The 13171-nt window shown below is 68.3% G+C and carries 11 protein-coding genes and 1 tRNA gene; 8 read left to right on the top strand and 4 right to left on the bottom strand.

Features of this window, described 5'->3' with window-relative positions; genetic code table 11:
• Positions 1-147: 147 nt before the first annotated feature.
• Positions 148-1785, top strand: a complete 1638-nt coding sequence (locus tag ACN5KJ_RS18110; protein WP_418595317.1) for a SulP family inorganic anion transporter — start codon at positions 148-150, stop codon at positions 1783-1785.
• Positions 1786-2005: 220 nt separating this feature from the next.
• Here ACN5KJ_RS18110 and ACN5KJ_RS18105 read toward each other — a convergent pair whose 3' ends face one another.
• Together ACN5KJ_RS18105 and ACN5KJ_RS18100 are read right to left on the bottom strand one after the other, a co-directional pair.
• Positions 2006-2668 (bottom strand): CatB-related O-acetyltransferase, encoded by a 663-nt coding sequence (locus tag ACN5KJ_RS18105; protein ID WP_418595316.1) that lies wholly within the window; start codon positions 2666-2668, stop codon positions 2006-2008.
• Positions 2669-3004: 336 nt separating this feature from the next.
• Positions 3005-3610: a flavin reductase family protein gene (locus ACN5KJ_RS18100; protein WP_347167017.1), complete on the bottom strand. Its 606-nt coding sequence runs from the start codon at positions 3608-3610 to the stop codon at positions 3005-3007.
• Between the two features lie 75 nt (positions 3611-3685).
• Here ACN5KJ_RS18100 and ACN5KJ_RS18095 point away from each other — a divergent pair, with 75 nt between their 5' ends.
• The 7 genes from ACN5KJ_RS18095 to ACN5KJ_RS18065 all read left to right on the top strand — a co-directional run bounded on the left by ACN5KJ_RS18095 (position 3686) and on the right by ACN5KJ_RS18065 (position 10844).
• On the top strand, positions 3686-4171 hold the full coding sequence (locus ACN5KJ_RS18095) for an N-acetyltransferase (RefSeq protein WP_347167018.1): 486 nt from the start codon (positions 3686-3688) through the stop codon (positions 4169-4171).
• 112 nt (positions 4172-4283) lie between these two features.
• A complete protein-coding gene (locus ACN5KJ_RS18090) occupies positions 4284-5057 on the top strand; it encodes an EcsC family protein (RefSeq protein WP_418595315.1) in 774 nt (257 codons plus the stop codon).
• Between the two features lie 507 nt (positions 5058-5564).
• The gene (locus ACN5KJ_RS18085) at positions 5565-7277 is read left to right on the top strand and encodes a DUF4153 domain-containing protein (RefSeq protein ID WP_418595314.1); all 1713 of its coding nucleotides are present in this window, start codon (positions 5565-5567) and stop codon (positions 7275-7277) included.
• A gap of 96 nt (positions 7278-7373) precedes the next feature.
• Positions 7374-7976 (top strand): heme NO-binding domain-containing protein, encoded by a 603-nt coding sequence (locus ACN5KJ_RS18080; RefSeq protein WP_418595523.1) that lies wholly within the window; start codon positions 7374-7376, stop codon positions 7974-7976.
• On the top strand, positions 7973-8971 hold the full coding sequence (locus ACN5KJ_RS18075) for a diguanylate cyclase domain-containing protein (RefSeq protein ID WP_418595313.1): 999 nt from the start codon (positions 7973-7975) through the stop codon (positions 8969-8971). The genes ACN5KJ_RS18080 and ACN5KJ_RS18075 overlap by 4 nt, the downstream gene beginning before the upstream one ends.
• Positions 8972-9032: 61 nt before the next feature.
• Positions 9033-9107: transfer RNA gene (locus ACN5KJ_RS18070), tRNA-Gln, on the top strand.
• A gap of 363 nt (positions 9108-9470) precedes the next feature.
• The gene (locus ACN5KJ_RS18065; RefSeq protein ID WP_418595312.1) at positions 9471-10844 is read left to right on the top strand and encodes an NAD(P)H-dependent oxidoreductase; all 1374 of its coding nucleotides are present in this window, start codon (positions 9471-9473) and stop codon (positions 10842-10844) included.
• 535 nt (positions 10845-11379) lie between these two features.
• Here the strand turns inward: ACN5KJ_RS18065 and ACN5KJ_RS18060 are convergent.
• Entirely contained in the window at positions 11380-12474 is a 1095-nt protein-coding gene (locus ACN5KJ_RS18060; protein ID WP_418595311.1) for a M24 family metallopeptidase, read from the bottom strand.
• Between the two features lie 70 nt (positions 12475-12544).
• Positions 12545-13171, bottom strand: a 627-nt coding sequence (locus ACN5KJ_RS18055; RefSeq protein ID WP_418595310.1) for an ABC transporter substrate-binding protein, incomplete at its 5' end; no start/stop codon positions are given.

The raw sequence follows: 13171 nt of genomic DNA, 5'->3' as shown, positions 1-13171 counted from the left end.
GGTGGCGAGGGACACCTGCGCTTCCGGGGGTGATTTTCGTGCAGAGGGTGCTATAGAACGCGCAAACCGCGCTGCAGTGCAGCCAAGGTGGTGGCGAAGCGGCGCCGTTTGCGCTATCCGGCCGCCGCGCGACCGAAAGGACCCCTGATGAAGAACACCGTTCTGGCGAGTTTCGCCAACCGCATTGCCATGCCGGATCTGTCGATCTCTCCCGGGGGCGACAAGCTGACGCCCTCGCGGATCCGGATCGAGCTTCTGGCGGGCCTGACCGTCGCGCTGGCGCTGGTGCCCGAGGCGGTGGCCTTCGCCTTCGTCGCGGGGGTGCACCCGCTGGTGGGCCTCTACGCCGCCTTCCTCGTGGGCCTCGTGACCGCCGTGATCGGCGGACGGCCCGGCATGATCTCGGGCGCGACGGGGGCGCTGGCGGTCGTCATGGTGTCGCTGGTGGCGGAACACGGCGTCGAATACCTCTTTGCGACCGTTGTCCTGATGGGCGCCCTGCAGGTCTTTGCGGGGGCCATGCAGTGGGGCAAGTTCATCCGGCTGGTGCCGCACCCGGTGATGCTGGGCTTCGTCAACGGGCTGGCCATCGTGATCTTCCTTGCGCAGCTGGGCCAGTTCAAGGTGCCCGGCAGCGCAGAGGCCTCGGGCCACGGGGTCGGTGGCGGCGAATGGCTGTCGGGCACGCCGCTGGCTCTGATGCTGGGGCTGACCGCGCTGACCATGCTGATCATCTGGGGCATGCCCAAGCTGTCCAAGGTGGTTCCGGCGCCGCTGGCCGGGATCGGCATCGTCGCGATCCTCGTGATCGGGCTGGGGCTGGACACGCCGCGCGTGGGTGACATGGCCTCGATCCAGGGCGGGCTGCCCAGCTTCCATATCCCCATGGTGCCGCTGAACTGGGAAACGCTGGAAATCATCCTGCCCTACGCGGTGATCCTTGCCGCCATCGGCCTGATCGAGTCGCTGCTGACGCTGAACCTCGTCGGCGAGATCACCGGCAAGCGCGGCGGCGCCAGCCAGGAATGCATCGCGCAGGGCGCGGCCAACCTGCTGACCGGCTTCTTCGGCGGCATGGGCGGCTGCGCGATGATCGGCCAGTCGATGATCAACGTGAAATCCGGCGCGCGCACGCGGATCGCGGGCATCGCGGCGGCGCTCTTCCTGCTGGTCTTCATCCTGTTTGCCGCGCCGCTGATCGAGCTGATCCCGCTGGCCGCGCTGGTCGGCGTGATGTTCATGGTGGTGATTGGCACCTTCGCGTGGAACTCGTTGAAGATCCTCGCGAAAGTGCCCGCGATGGATGCTTTCGTGATCATCCTCGTGACCGTGGTGACGGTGCTGGAAGACCTCGCCGTCGCGGTGGTGGTGGGCGTCATCGTCTCGGCGCTGGCCTATGCCTGGAACAACGCGCGACGCATCCACGCCAAGACCCGCGAGTCGGTCACCGATGCCGGGGCCAAGGTCTACGAGATCCAGGGGCCGCTGTTCTTCGGCTCTACCGATGGCTTTGCCGAGCTGTTCGACGTCGAGGGCGACCCGGATGTGGTGATCGTCGACTTTGCCGACAGCCGGGTGGTGGATCAGTCGGCCCTGCAGGCGATCGAGGCCATCGCGGGCAAATACGAGGCGGCCGGAAAGCAGGTCAAGCTGCGCCACCTGTCGCGGGATTGCCACCGGCTCTTGTCGAAGGCCGGTCACCTGATGGTCGATTCGGACGACGATCCGGATTACCAGCTGGCGGTGGATTACAACGTCCGCACGGGCATCCTCGGCGGGCACTGACGCGGTCCGGCGCGCGCCGGACGGGGCAACAGGCAGGAACGGGCGGTCCGGTGAACGGGCCGCCCTTTGTCTTTTGCGGGCCCTGCGCCGGGGCGCGGTCCGCGCTGCGATCCGGCAGGGGGGCGCCCTTGGTGGCTCTGCACCCTCGGCGCGGCAGGGCGGGTCGGCCCGATGGGCGGGAAGATTTTTCGAAAAATCTTCCCACCACCTGTTGCAGGGGTCAGGGCGCCAGTGCGGCGAGGGCGCGCAGGTCGCCGCCTTCCAGCGCCGGGCGGGCCCGGGCGATACGCTCGGGCTCCCAGTGCCACCAGGCCAGGCGGTTGAGGGTTTCGATCTCCTGCGGCGTGTAGCGCAGGCGCAGCACCCGGGCCGGGTTGCCGGTGACCACGGCGTAGTCCGGAACCGTGCCGCGCACCACCGAACCCGCCCCGACGATCACGCCGTTGCCGATCCGCGCGCCGGGCAGGACAAGGGCGCCATAGCCCAGCCAGACGTCGTGGCCGATCACCATGTCGCGGCTGTCGGGCTGGTAGCCGGTCATGGCGGCGGGATCGAAGACCGTGAAGGGAAAGGTGGTGAGCCCGTCCATGGCGTGGTTCGCGGACGAGCCGATGAAGCGCACGCCGTGGGCGATCTGGCAGAACCTGCCGATCCGCAGATGTTCGCGGCTGAAGGCGAAGAGATAGGGCGCGAGGCGCGCGGCCCAGTCGCCGCCCCAAAGCGCGGGCGGGTCGAAGTCCGAGGCATAGCTGTAGGCGCCGACATCGAAGCGCGGGTGGTCGATGACGTTCTTCAGATAGACGGTGCCCGCATGGGGCGTGCCGTCGGGCAGGGTGATGGGATGCGTCAGCGACGCATCGGGCAGGGCGAAGGGTGCGGGCACGGCGGCCTCCTTTGAATCCTTGAAATCAGGTCAGGGGATCAAAGGTGCTGGTCCACGGCGCTCTCCATCGGTTGCGGGGCTGTGCATAGCAGATTGGCGCCGGTTTGGCCACCGGCGGGGGGGGCTTCAAGGCGCGGCAAGGCGCCGCCGGGTGGCACTGTTCGGCCTGCGGCCGAGGGCGCCCACCTGCCGGCCCCGGGTCCTGCGCCCGGGCGATGGGGGGCGATGGGGGAAGCTGCTGCTGCCCGCCGGGACGCAGGGCGGATGCCCCGGACCCGTGATCCGGCGCGCGCAGGGCGGCGGTGCCCGCCTGCCTCCTGCCAGCTCCGGGGCCGTTTATTCGCCGGGGCGCTTCAGCGCGAATTTCTCGCGCACGACGGTGTAGTCGCGGTAGCCCATGCGCGAGAGGGGGTTGAACGAGAGTACGTCGAAGATGCCGTCTTTCAGGCAGTCGTCGCGCATGTGGATGCCGGTGACCTCTCCGAAGACGGCGAAATTGGCCGCTCCGGGCAGTTGCACAACCTGTGTCAGCTTGCATTCGAGGTTCGCCGGGGCCGCGGCGACACGCGGGCAGTCGATGGTCTGGCACTGCGCCTTTTCGATCCCGGCGAGCTCGAATTCGTCGGCGCCCTTTTCCCAGGGGCCCGAGGTCACGTTCATCGCGTCGCGCATGGCGTATTCCACGATGTTCACGCAGAAGACCCCGGTCTCGCGGATCTGCGCGAGGCTGTCCTTGGTATCGCCCCGGTCGGGCTTGGCGCTGGTCGAGGAAAACATCACCTGCGGCGGGAAATAGGCCACCGCATTGAAGAAGCTGTAGGGCGCGAGGTTGTCGTGACCATCGGCGCCACGGGTCGAGATCCAGCCGATGGGGCGCGGCGAGACAATGGCGTTGAAGGGATTGTGCGGCAGGCCGTGGCCGTCTTCGGGGCGGTAGAACATCGCGGGCTTTTCCGTGGTTTGCGTCGGGTCCGGCCTCGTGATACGCGGTTCGCGCTTGGAATGCACGGGGTCGGCTTGTTCACGCTTGCACAGGAAATGCCGCAGGATTGGTGGGAGGTCGAAGCCCTGTTCGATCTGTGCTTTGCGCCGGGGCGCACGGCCTTGTCGTCCTATCGGCTGCGCGACGAGGTGCCGCCGGTGGCGGGCCTGTGCCGGGTGGCGCGCGACCAGTACGGCAACCTCGGCGGGGCGATCCGCTGCTGGCCGGTGATGGTGGGGCTGCACGAGGCGCTGCTTCTGGGGCCGGTGGCCGTGCACCCGACGGCGCAGGGCGAGGGGCTGGGCGGTGCGCTGGTGCGCGACACGGTGGCCCGCGCCGCAGAACAGGGCTACGCGCGCATCCTGCTGGTGGGCGACGCGCCCTACTACGCCCGCTTCGGTTTCGAACGGCTGGAAGGCGTCGAGATGCCGCCGCCGACGAATCCCGACCGGGTGCTGGGGCTGGCGCTGGTCGATGGCGCATGGGACGGCGTCCGGGGCACGGTGACGCGCCTGGCCTGAGCCGGGTGGCACGGGGGCCTGACGCCCGGCGAAGGGCCGGCGTGCCCGCGTCAACTTGACCGAAGCCGGGGGCGGCCACATCTGATGTGACAGATGTTGAGGAGTGCCCGTGATGACAGCAGAGACCGAGATGAGCCTGCCGACCGTTTCGGTCGATGCCGAGATCGCCGCGCTGGCAAAGCGGTACAGGGCCGCGAATTCCGTGGGCATGCAGGTGCTGAACCTGATCGGCGGACAGGCCGAGAACCTTCTGGAGCGGCTGCCCGACCGGGTGAAGGACCAGCTTGAAGGCGCCACGGCGCGGGCGCTGGAGGTGGCGATGCGCGCGGCGCAGGGGTCGCGCGGGGTGGTGCCGGACCAGAAGGGCTGGCTGAACACCGCGCTGGCCACCGCCATGGGGGCGGCGGGCGGCGCTGGCGGGCTGCCCTCGGCGCTGGCAGAGCTGCCGGTGACCACGACCGTGCTGTTGCGCTCGATCCAGGGAATCGCGGCGGAACACGGCTATGACCCGCAAGACCCGGAGATCGCGAAGGAATGCCTGACCGTCTTCGCCTCGGCCGGGCCGCTGGCACAGGATGACGGGGCGGATCTGGGCTTTCTTTCGGCGCGGGTGACGCTGACCGGGGCGACGGTTCACGGGCTGATCAACCGCATCGCGCCGCGTCTGGCCACGGTCATGGGGCAGAAGCTGGCGACGCAGACGGTGCCGCTGCTGGGCGCCGCGGCGGGGGCGGCCACGAATTATGCCTATACGAGCTACTACCAGCAGATGGCGCATGTGCATTTCGGGCTGCGGACGCTGGTGCGCCGGTCCGGTCAGCCTCGGGAAGAGCTGGTGGAGGCGCTGCGCGTGGCGGTGACCCGCCCGAAGGTGAAGATCGGCTGATCGGGGCCCGCGCGGGCGGACCTGTTTCCTGCGGAAAGGCGGCCCGCCCACCCGGGCCAGCCCTGTGAGGCCTGCCCGTGCCGGGCGGGGTGGCCGGGTTAACCTTGGATTAGGTGACGGCATGCTAGGGAGGCGTCATCCGAGAGGAGAACCCTTTGCGACGAAGCGCCCGGTCCCGGGCACGCGATGGCAAAGCCAGCCCATCCGGCACGGCGTGCGACAGGGGCAGGGGACTGTGCCCGCGAAGAATTCGGGTGGCGCGTCCGGCCAGAAGGGCAGGGCGCAAGGGACGAATGCCGCTGAAGGTCCGGTGTCCGGCAGAAACCGGCACCGGGCTTTTTTCATGCGGCGACGCGGCCCGCGCGATCCCGCCCCGGGACGCGGATGAGCGCGCCTTCGTGCAGGCCTTTGGCGCGGTGTCCCGGCCTTGCGCCGCCGGTCGGCGGCATGCCCTCTGGCCTCGTCCGCCGGTCCGTGGGACAAGGGCGCATGAAAGGGACAACGCCCATGACACCGACCCCCAATGCACGGCTGCTGCCGTTCCTCATGATCGCCGGAGCGCTTGCCGGAGCGGCGGGCTGGGCCCTGACAGAGGCCTGGGACAGCGCCGTTCTGGCGCCCCGCGCGCTGCTTTTCCTGACCGCCCTCGCAGCGGCGGGCTTCACGCTTCTGCTCGCCCTGTCGGGGCCCGTGGCGCCGGCGCGCGCGGTGCTGCCGTCGGTGCTGGCGGGGGCGGTGCTGGCGGCGGCGCTGTGGTGGGCGTCGGGGCGGCACGGCGACGTCCAGTCCTTCCTCGAACTGGGCTACCCGCTTGCGGCCTTCGGCCTTGCGCTGTCGATTGCCATACCCTTCCTCGTGGCGGGCCTGTCGCGCCCGGGCGGCTGGACGGACTACCCGGCGCTCTTCGACGCGACATGGGAAACGACGGTGCGCCTGCTGGCGGGTGTCTTCTTTGCCGCGCTTTTCTGGGGGCTGCTGTCGCTTTCGGATGCGCTGCTGAGGCTTGTCGACGTGCGGCTGCTGGAGTGGGTGACCGATATCGAGGCCGTTGCATGGGCCCTGACCGGCACGGTCTTCGGGCTGGCGCTGGCGGTCATGTTCCGGCTGTCGGGGCAGGTCTCTCCGGTCCTGCTGCTCAGGCTTCTGCGGCTCTTGCTGCCGGTGGTGCTGGTGGTGACGCTGGTCTTCCTGGCGGCCTTGCCGCTGCGCGGCTGGGAGGGGCTGGCGCAGGGCTTCTCGCCCGCCGCGATCCTGATGGCGGTGGCCCTGGCGGCGGTGATTCTGGTCACCGTGGCGGTGGACCGCGACAATGGCGAGGCCGTGCACAGCCGCCCCTGGCGGATGATGACCGGCGCGCTGGCGCTCTGTGTGCCGCTTCTGGCCGGGCTGGGGGGCTGGGCGCTGTGGCTGCGGGTGGCGCAATACGGCTGGACACCCTCGCGGCTGATGGCGGCCAGCGTGGCCGCCGTGCTGCTGGTCTACGGGCTGGCCTATGCGCTGTCGGTCCTGATCGGGCGGCACTGGATGGCGCGCCTGCGCGCGGTGAACACATGGATGGCGCTTGCGGTGCTGGCGATCTGCCTGCTGTGGCTGAGCCCGGCCTTCGAGCCCGAGCGCACAGCCGCTTCGGATCAGGTGAACCGGGCACGCTCGGGTGTTGCCGGTGCGACCCTGCCGCTGCCGGAACTGGCGCAGGAGTGGGGCAGGGCGGGCCAGGCGGCGTTGGATGTGATCGCCGAAGCCCGGCCCGATCTGACCGCCGAGATCGAGCTGGCGCGCCTCGGGCGCAGCCGGCCCGCACCCGAATCGCTGCTGGCAGAGCGCCGCGCCGCGGTGATCGCGGCCCTGCCGGTCTACCCCGAGGGCGCCACGCTGGACAGCGACTCGCTGGCAGAGATGGACGGGATCCAGCTATCCGGTCTGCTGGAGGCCTGCGCGCGGCAGGTGACCGGGGGGCCGGGCTGTGCGTTCTACCGTCAGGGCGAGGCGCGGGCCCTGCTGTTGCAGAAGGTCTCGGAGGACTTCGTGACCCTGACGCCCATGCATCTGAGCGATGGCCTGTGGCAGCCCGGCGGGCGGCTGATCACATTGGACGGTGATCAGGGTCCTGGGGACCGGGTCGCGGCGCTGGAGGCCCTGCATCGCGGCGGGGTCGGCACGCAAAGCCGGACCATAGAGGTGCTCTGGCTGGGGGATATGCTGCTGTACCTGCCCGAGTGAGGCGCGGCGGCGACTATTTATCCGCAATTGCGATTGTTACGCCTTTCTTAAGGCCGCCCGCCCCATGGTCCCCCTCATGCGGCGAGGGTGCCTATGATGCATGGATTGATCCTTCGGACCTTTCAGGTCTTCGTTCAGGACACCTATGGTCCTGAACCATGGCGGCGGATCGTCGACGGGGCGGGGCTGGACGCGCCGGATTTCGAGGCCATGCTCAATTATCCGCAGGACATCTTCACGGCGGTTGTCGGGGCCGCCGAGGTGGAGCTGAGGAAGCCCTCGGACGCCTTTCTGGAAGATGTCGGCACCTACCTCGTCTCGCACCCGAACAGCGAGGGGCTGCGCCGTCTTCTGCGTTTCGGCGGCGTCGATTTCATCGAGTTCCTGCACTCTCTGGAGGATCTGCCAGACCGGGCCCGGCTGGCCGTCGCGGATCTGGAACTGCCGGATCTGGACCTTGTGGACGTGGCGCCCAACCGGTTCACGCTGCTGGTCGGGGCCGGGCTGCCCGGCTTCGGTTTTGTCCTGCTGGGCGTGCTGCGGGCCATGGCCGACGACTACGGCGCGCTTGTCCTGATGGAATGTGACGGCGGCACCCTGGGACGGCAGACCATCGCCATCACCCTGATCGAGACCGCCTATTCGCAGGGGCGGCAATTCGCCCTTGCGGCGTCCGGCGCGCCGGCGGTGGAGGGATGACCCGGGTGCCCACCGAGATCCTGCTGGCGCTCTGCCCGATGCATGCGGTGCTCGACCCCGGGGGGCGCATCCGGCAGGCCGGGCCGACGCTGCGCAAGCTGTGCCGGGGCGGGCTGGACGGCGCGCGCTTTCTCGATGTCTGCGAGGTCTACCGCCCCCGCCGTGTCGAGAGCATGGCGCAGCTTCTGTCCACCGGGGGGCGCAAGCTGCACCTGCGCCTGCGCGGCGGCCTGCGGACCCCGCTGAAGGGCATCATGGTGCCGGACGGGCAGGGTGGGGCCGTGGTGAACCTGTCCTTCGGCATTTCGGTCATGGATGCGGTGCGGGACTATGCCCTGACCAACACCGATTTCGCGCCCACCGACCTTGCCGTCGAAATGCTCTACCTCGTCGAGGCGAAATCCGCCGCGCTGGATGCCTCGCGCAGCCTGAACACCCGCCTTCAGGGGGCCATGGTCGCGGCGGAGGAGCGCGCCTTCACCGATACGCTGACCGGGCTGCGCAACCGCCGCGCGCTCGACGCGGTGCTCGACCGGGTCACCCGCAGCGGAGAGCCGTTCTCGCTGATGCATCTCGACCTCGATTTCTTCAAGCAGATCAACGACAGCCTGGGCCATGCCGCCGGGGATCAGGTCTTGCGGCAGGTGGCCCGGGTGATGCTGGAGGTGACGCGCAAGGACGATACGGTCGCGCGCATCGGCGGTGACGAATTCGTGCTGCTGTTCCCGGGCCTCACCCGGCACGAACGCCTGGCAGAGATGGCAGGCCGCCTGATCTCGCGAGTCGAGGACCCGATTCCCGTCGACGCGGAAGAGTGCCGGGTGTCCCTGAGCATCGGAATCACCGTGTCGGACGGCGGGAAGGCGTCCCCGGAAGAGATCCTGTTGCAGTCGGACGCGGCGCTTTATGCCTCGAAACGCGCGGGCCGGGCGCAGTTTCGCTTCTATGAGAGCACCGCCGAGGAGCCTTCTGCCGGACGCATTGCAGAAGAATGATTTTTTCGACATTCGGGGTCTTGATACTCGGGAAAGCTCGTCGTAAATAGCGCGCCACGGTTGGGGTGTAGCCAAGTGGTAAGGCACCGGTTTTTGGTACCGCGCACCGTAGGTTCGAATCCTACCACCCCAGCCATGAATAAAGCCCCGCCCAAAAGGCGGGGCTTTTTCTTTGCGCTACTGGCCATTGTCTTGAGGGTGTTGCCCGCCCTCGGCGCTTGTTCGGTGGGGCGGATAGCCCGCGACCCGATCAGGTGGGTTGCTTCAAGTCGGAAAACCGCGTGATGGCTCATGTCGCCCCAGAGGGCGCGACCAGGACCGAGGCCAGGGTGTGTTGACGCTGCCCGGGGGCACCACGCTGTTCGTCGCGTCCGCCATTGTGCGCGTTCCGGTCGGATCCGTCGCCCGCGAGATGCGGCCCTTGCACCGGATCGCGGCCCCGGTTCTTGGCTTGACCCCCTTCGTCCCGGCCTGCACTCCTCTTCCGAGGAGAATAGACATGAATCTTTATACCAAGTTGCTACAGCGCCAGAACGATGGAAATCCGGTGCGCGTCGGCCTGATCGGATCGGGCAAGTTCGGCTCGATGTTCCTGAGCCAGGTGCGGCACACCCCCGGCATGCATCTGGTCGGCATTGCGGATCTGTCGGCCGAGCGTGCGCGCAAAGCGATGATCGACACCGGCTGGGATGCGGATGCCGCAACCACGACGGACCTTGGCGAGGCCATGAACACCGGCAAGACCTGCCTTACCGAAGACAGCGCGGCGCTGATCGCGACGCCCGGTCTCGACGTGGTGATCGACGCCACCGGCAGCCCTGCCGCGGGCATCCGTCATGCGCTGCTGGCCGCCGAGAACGGCTGCCACATGGTCATGGTCAACGTCGAGGCCGATGTCCTGGCCGGCGCCTACCTCGTGCAGGAATTCGACAAGGCGGGTCTGGTCTATTCGATGGCCTATGGTGACCAGCCGGCGCTGGTCTGCGAGCAGATCGACTGGGCGCGCACCTGCGGCTTCAAGGTCGTCGCGGCGGGCAAGGGCACCAAGTATCTGCCCAAGTACGCCACCTCGACCCCCGACACCGTGTGGGACTACTACGGCCTGACGCCGGAGGAGGCGGCCAAGGGCGGGATGAATCCGCAGATGTTCAACTCTTTCCTCGACGGCACCAAGTCTGCGCTGGAGATGGCGGCGATCTCGAACGCGGCGGGCCTGCTCGCGCCGCGCGACGGGCTGCTCTTCCCGCCGGCGGGCACCCATGACCTGCCTGAGGTGCTCAAGCCCAGGGCACATGGCGGCGTGCTCGAAGAGGCGGGCATGGTTGAGGTGGTCTCGAGCCTCGAGCGCGACGGCCGGCAGGTCGTCGGTGATCTGCGCTGGGGAGTCTACGTGACGCTGGAGGCGAGCGACGAAAGCGGCCTTGGTGCCGATTACGTGCGCCGCTGCTTCAGGGAATACGGCGTGACCACCGACAGCTCCGGTCGCTATGCCACGCTCTATCGCCCGTCCCACCTGATCGGGCTAGAGCTTGGCGTCAGTGTCGCCAGCGCCGCGCTGCGCGGCGAGCCCACGGGCCGCACCAACAGCCTGACCTCTGATGTGGTGGCGGTCGCCAAGAAGGCACTGAAGCCCGGCGAGATTCTCGATGGCGAAGGCGGCTTCACCGTCTGGGGCCGGATCGCGCGTGCGGAGGATTCTCTTGAGAAGCGCGGCCTGCCCATCGGCCTGGCCCACGGCATGAAGCTCAAGCGCGCCGTGGCGGAAGGCGCAATGCTGACCTGGGACGATGTCGAGGCCACGGACAGCCAAGCCGTGACCGTACGCCGGGCCATGGAAGACATGTTCCGGGCGCGCCTGAAGAGCACCGCCTGACCCCTCTGTCCGGCACCCGTGACCCGCGGGTGCCGGATCAACTTCGCAAGGTGTCCGGCGATCTGCCTTTTTGCCCTGCACCCTGCCTGTTGCGGCTCTCATCAACGGATCGCCGGGGACGAGGGTCGGCAGAACGGTTGCGGGATGACAGGCCGCAGTCCTGATGGTCATCCACGATGATCCGGTTGCAGCTTGCGGAAAGCACTGCGCCGATATGCCGATCGGCGAGAGGATGCGCGTTCGCCGCCTGAATGGCCGGGCGGTCCTGTTTGGTGTTCCCATGATCGCGGTGGAGCAGAGCGTTTCCGGACCGGGCAGGAAAGGTCTTTGGAATGCGACGGGTCCAGAGAATGCGACGGGTCCAGCCATCGATCGTTGGCAGACGGCAGCGGTCTTGCGGCCCCTGACGGTGCGACAGGCGATGCGGGGGGCATCGCCCCCCGGCGTTCGCGTGCGTCAGGACAAGGACGGGTTTCGGGTGGGCACATGCTCTTTCACCCAATGTTACCGGTTCGGAAGCCGTGCCCAGGGGCGCTCAGACCCGCGGTAGTTCCGAGAAGATCTCGGGGCCGTCCTCGCGCAGGATCACGATCTCTTCCAGACGCAGGCCGAACTTGCCCTCCAGGTAGATGCCCGGCTCGATCGAGAAGACATTGCCGGTGGCCAGCGGCGTTTCGGAGGTGCCGGTGATATAGGGCGGCTCGTGGATGTCGATGCCCAGGCCGTGGCCGGTGCGATGCAGGAAGCGGTCACCATAGCCGCCTGCGGTGATGACACCGCGCGCGGCGGCATCCACTGCGCTGGCGGGGGCGCCGGGTTTCGCGGCGGCCAGGGCGGCCTGCACGGCGGCCTCGACCAGGTCGCGCACCTTCAGGAACTCGGGGTCGGGTTCGGGGCCGAACCAGCGGCAGCGGGTCATGTCCGAGGGGTAGCCATCCAGCACGCAGCCGGTGTCGATCAGCACGGCCATGTTCTGGCCCAGGGCGGTGGCGCCGGGGTGGTGGTGGGGGAAGGCACCGTTGCCGCCGAAGCAGACAGAGCAGAAGGCCGTGGTGGCGCCGTTGGCCTTGTAATGCGCCTCGATCAGCTCGACCACCTGGGCCTCTGTCATGCCGGGTTTCAGGGCGGCGAAGGCGGCCTCGACGGCGGCATCGTTGAGCAGGTGCGAGGCCTTGATGCGGGCGGCCTCGTCCTCGTCCTTGAGGGTGCGAAGCAGGCCGACGGTATCCTCGGTGAAGCGGCGGCGGGGGCTGTTCAGGCTGTCCAGCAGCAGCAGGGCGAAATCGGCGCGCATGGTTTCGTCCAGCACCACCGACAGGCCGGGGCGGCGGGCGTCGCTGGCGTCCAGCAGGGCGCCGAGGGCCGCCATCGGGCCATCGTCATCGGCCCAGGTGAACAGGGGCAGCGGGGTGATCTCTTTCGCCATGGCGGCGTTGAGCGCGGGCATCAGGAAGCCGGCGTGTTCGGCGGTGACCAGCAGCATCACGGGGCGTTCGTCGCCATGCGGGTTCAGCCCGGTCAGCCAGGCCATGTGGCTGGAGGGGCCCAGAACCACCAGGTCGGTTTCGGTTTCCGCCATCCGGGCGCGCAGCCGCGAGAGGCGCTCTTGGGCCTGCATCAGATAGGACATTCTCTACTCCTGAAACGAAACGAGCCGCCGGAGAACCGGCGACCCTGTGGTCTTGCGGGCGGTCGCGGGATTACTCCTTCTCGACCAGCCGGTAGAAGACGTAGTCCGAGGTCGCGCCGTTGACGTAACCCGAGACATCCGCGCCCATGGCGACCTCGTAGGAGGCCTGGAACATGACCACGATGGGAGAGCTCTCCTGCACCTTGGCCTGCAGGTCACGGTACATGTCCAGACGGGCTTCGGGATCGCTTTCCGACAGGGCGGCCATGGTCTGCGTGTTCAGCTCGTCCGGCACGGCCCAGGCATTCCGCCAGGTGGTGGTGGCCTGGTAGTTGTCGTCCGCGTTATTCGAGTTGTAGGCGAAGGCCTTGGCGTTGGAATGCGGGTCCATGAAGTCGGGGCCCCAGTACAGCAGCATCGCCTGGTGGGTCCGCTCGCGGTACTTGGTGATCACCTGGGCGCCGGTGCCGGGCAGGATCTCGAACTCGATGCCCGCGTCGGCGAAGCTGGCCTGCAGCGATTGCGCCATGTCGGTGAAGGGGGCCGCGTTGATCACGTCCAGCGTCACTTCGACGGGGGTCTCGATGCCGGCATCGGCCAGGATCTGCTTGGCCTTCTCGGGATCATAGGTGAAGGGCGTCTCGTCGTAGGAGCCGGGGAAACCCTTCGGCCAGAAGGCCTGGTGGACCTCCATCTG

Source organism: Ponticoccus sp. (in: a-proteobacteria) (assembly GCF_048381735.1).
This window is presented reverse-complemented; position numbering and strand designations above follow the sequence as displayed.

Coding starts and splice junctions, on each gene's coding strand:
- ACN5KJ_RS18110 (WP_418595317.1), top strand. CDS start 148: ATGAAGAACACCGTTCTGGCGAGTTTCGCCAACCGCATTGCCATGCCG.
- ACN5KJ_RS18100 (WP_347167017.1), bottom strand. CDS start 3,610: ATGTTCTACCGCCCCGAAGACGGCCACGGCCTGCCGCACAATCCCTTC.
- ACN5KJ_RS18090 (WP_418595315.1), top strand. CDS start 4,284: ATGACAGCAGAGACCGAGATGAGCCTGCCGACCGTTTCGGTCGATGCC.
- ACN5KJ_RS18085 (WP_418595314.1), top strand. CDS start 5,565: ATGACACCGACCCCCAATGCACGGCTGCTGCCGTTCCTCATGATCGCC.
- ACN5KJ_RS18080 (WP_418595523.1), top strand. CDS start 7,374: ATGCATGGATTGATCCTTCGGACCTTTCAGGTCTTCGTTCAGGACACC.
- ACN5KJ_RS18075 (WP_418595313.1), top strand. CDS start 7,973: ATGACCCGGGTGCCCACCGAGATCCTGCTGGCGCTCTGCCCGATGCAT.
- ACN5KJ_RS18065 (WP_418595312.1), top strand. CDS start 9,471: ATGAATCTTTATACCAAGTTGCTACAGCGCCAGAACGATGGAAATCCG.
- ACN5KJ_RS18060 (WP_418595311.1), bottom strand. CDS start 12,474: ATGTCCTATCTGATGCAGGCCCAAGAGCGCCTCTCGCGGCTGCGCGCC.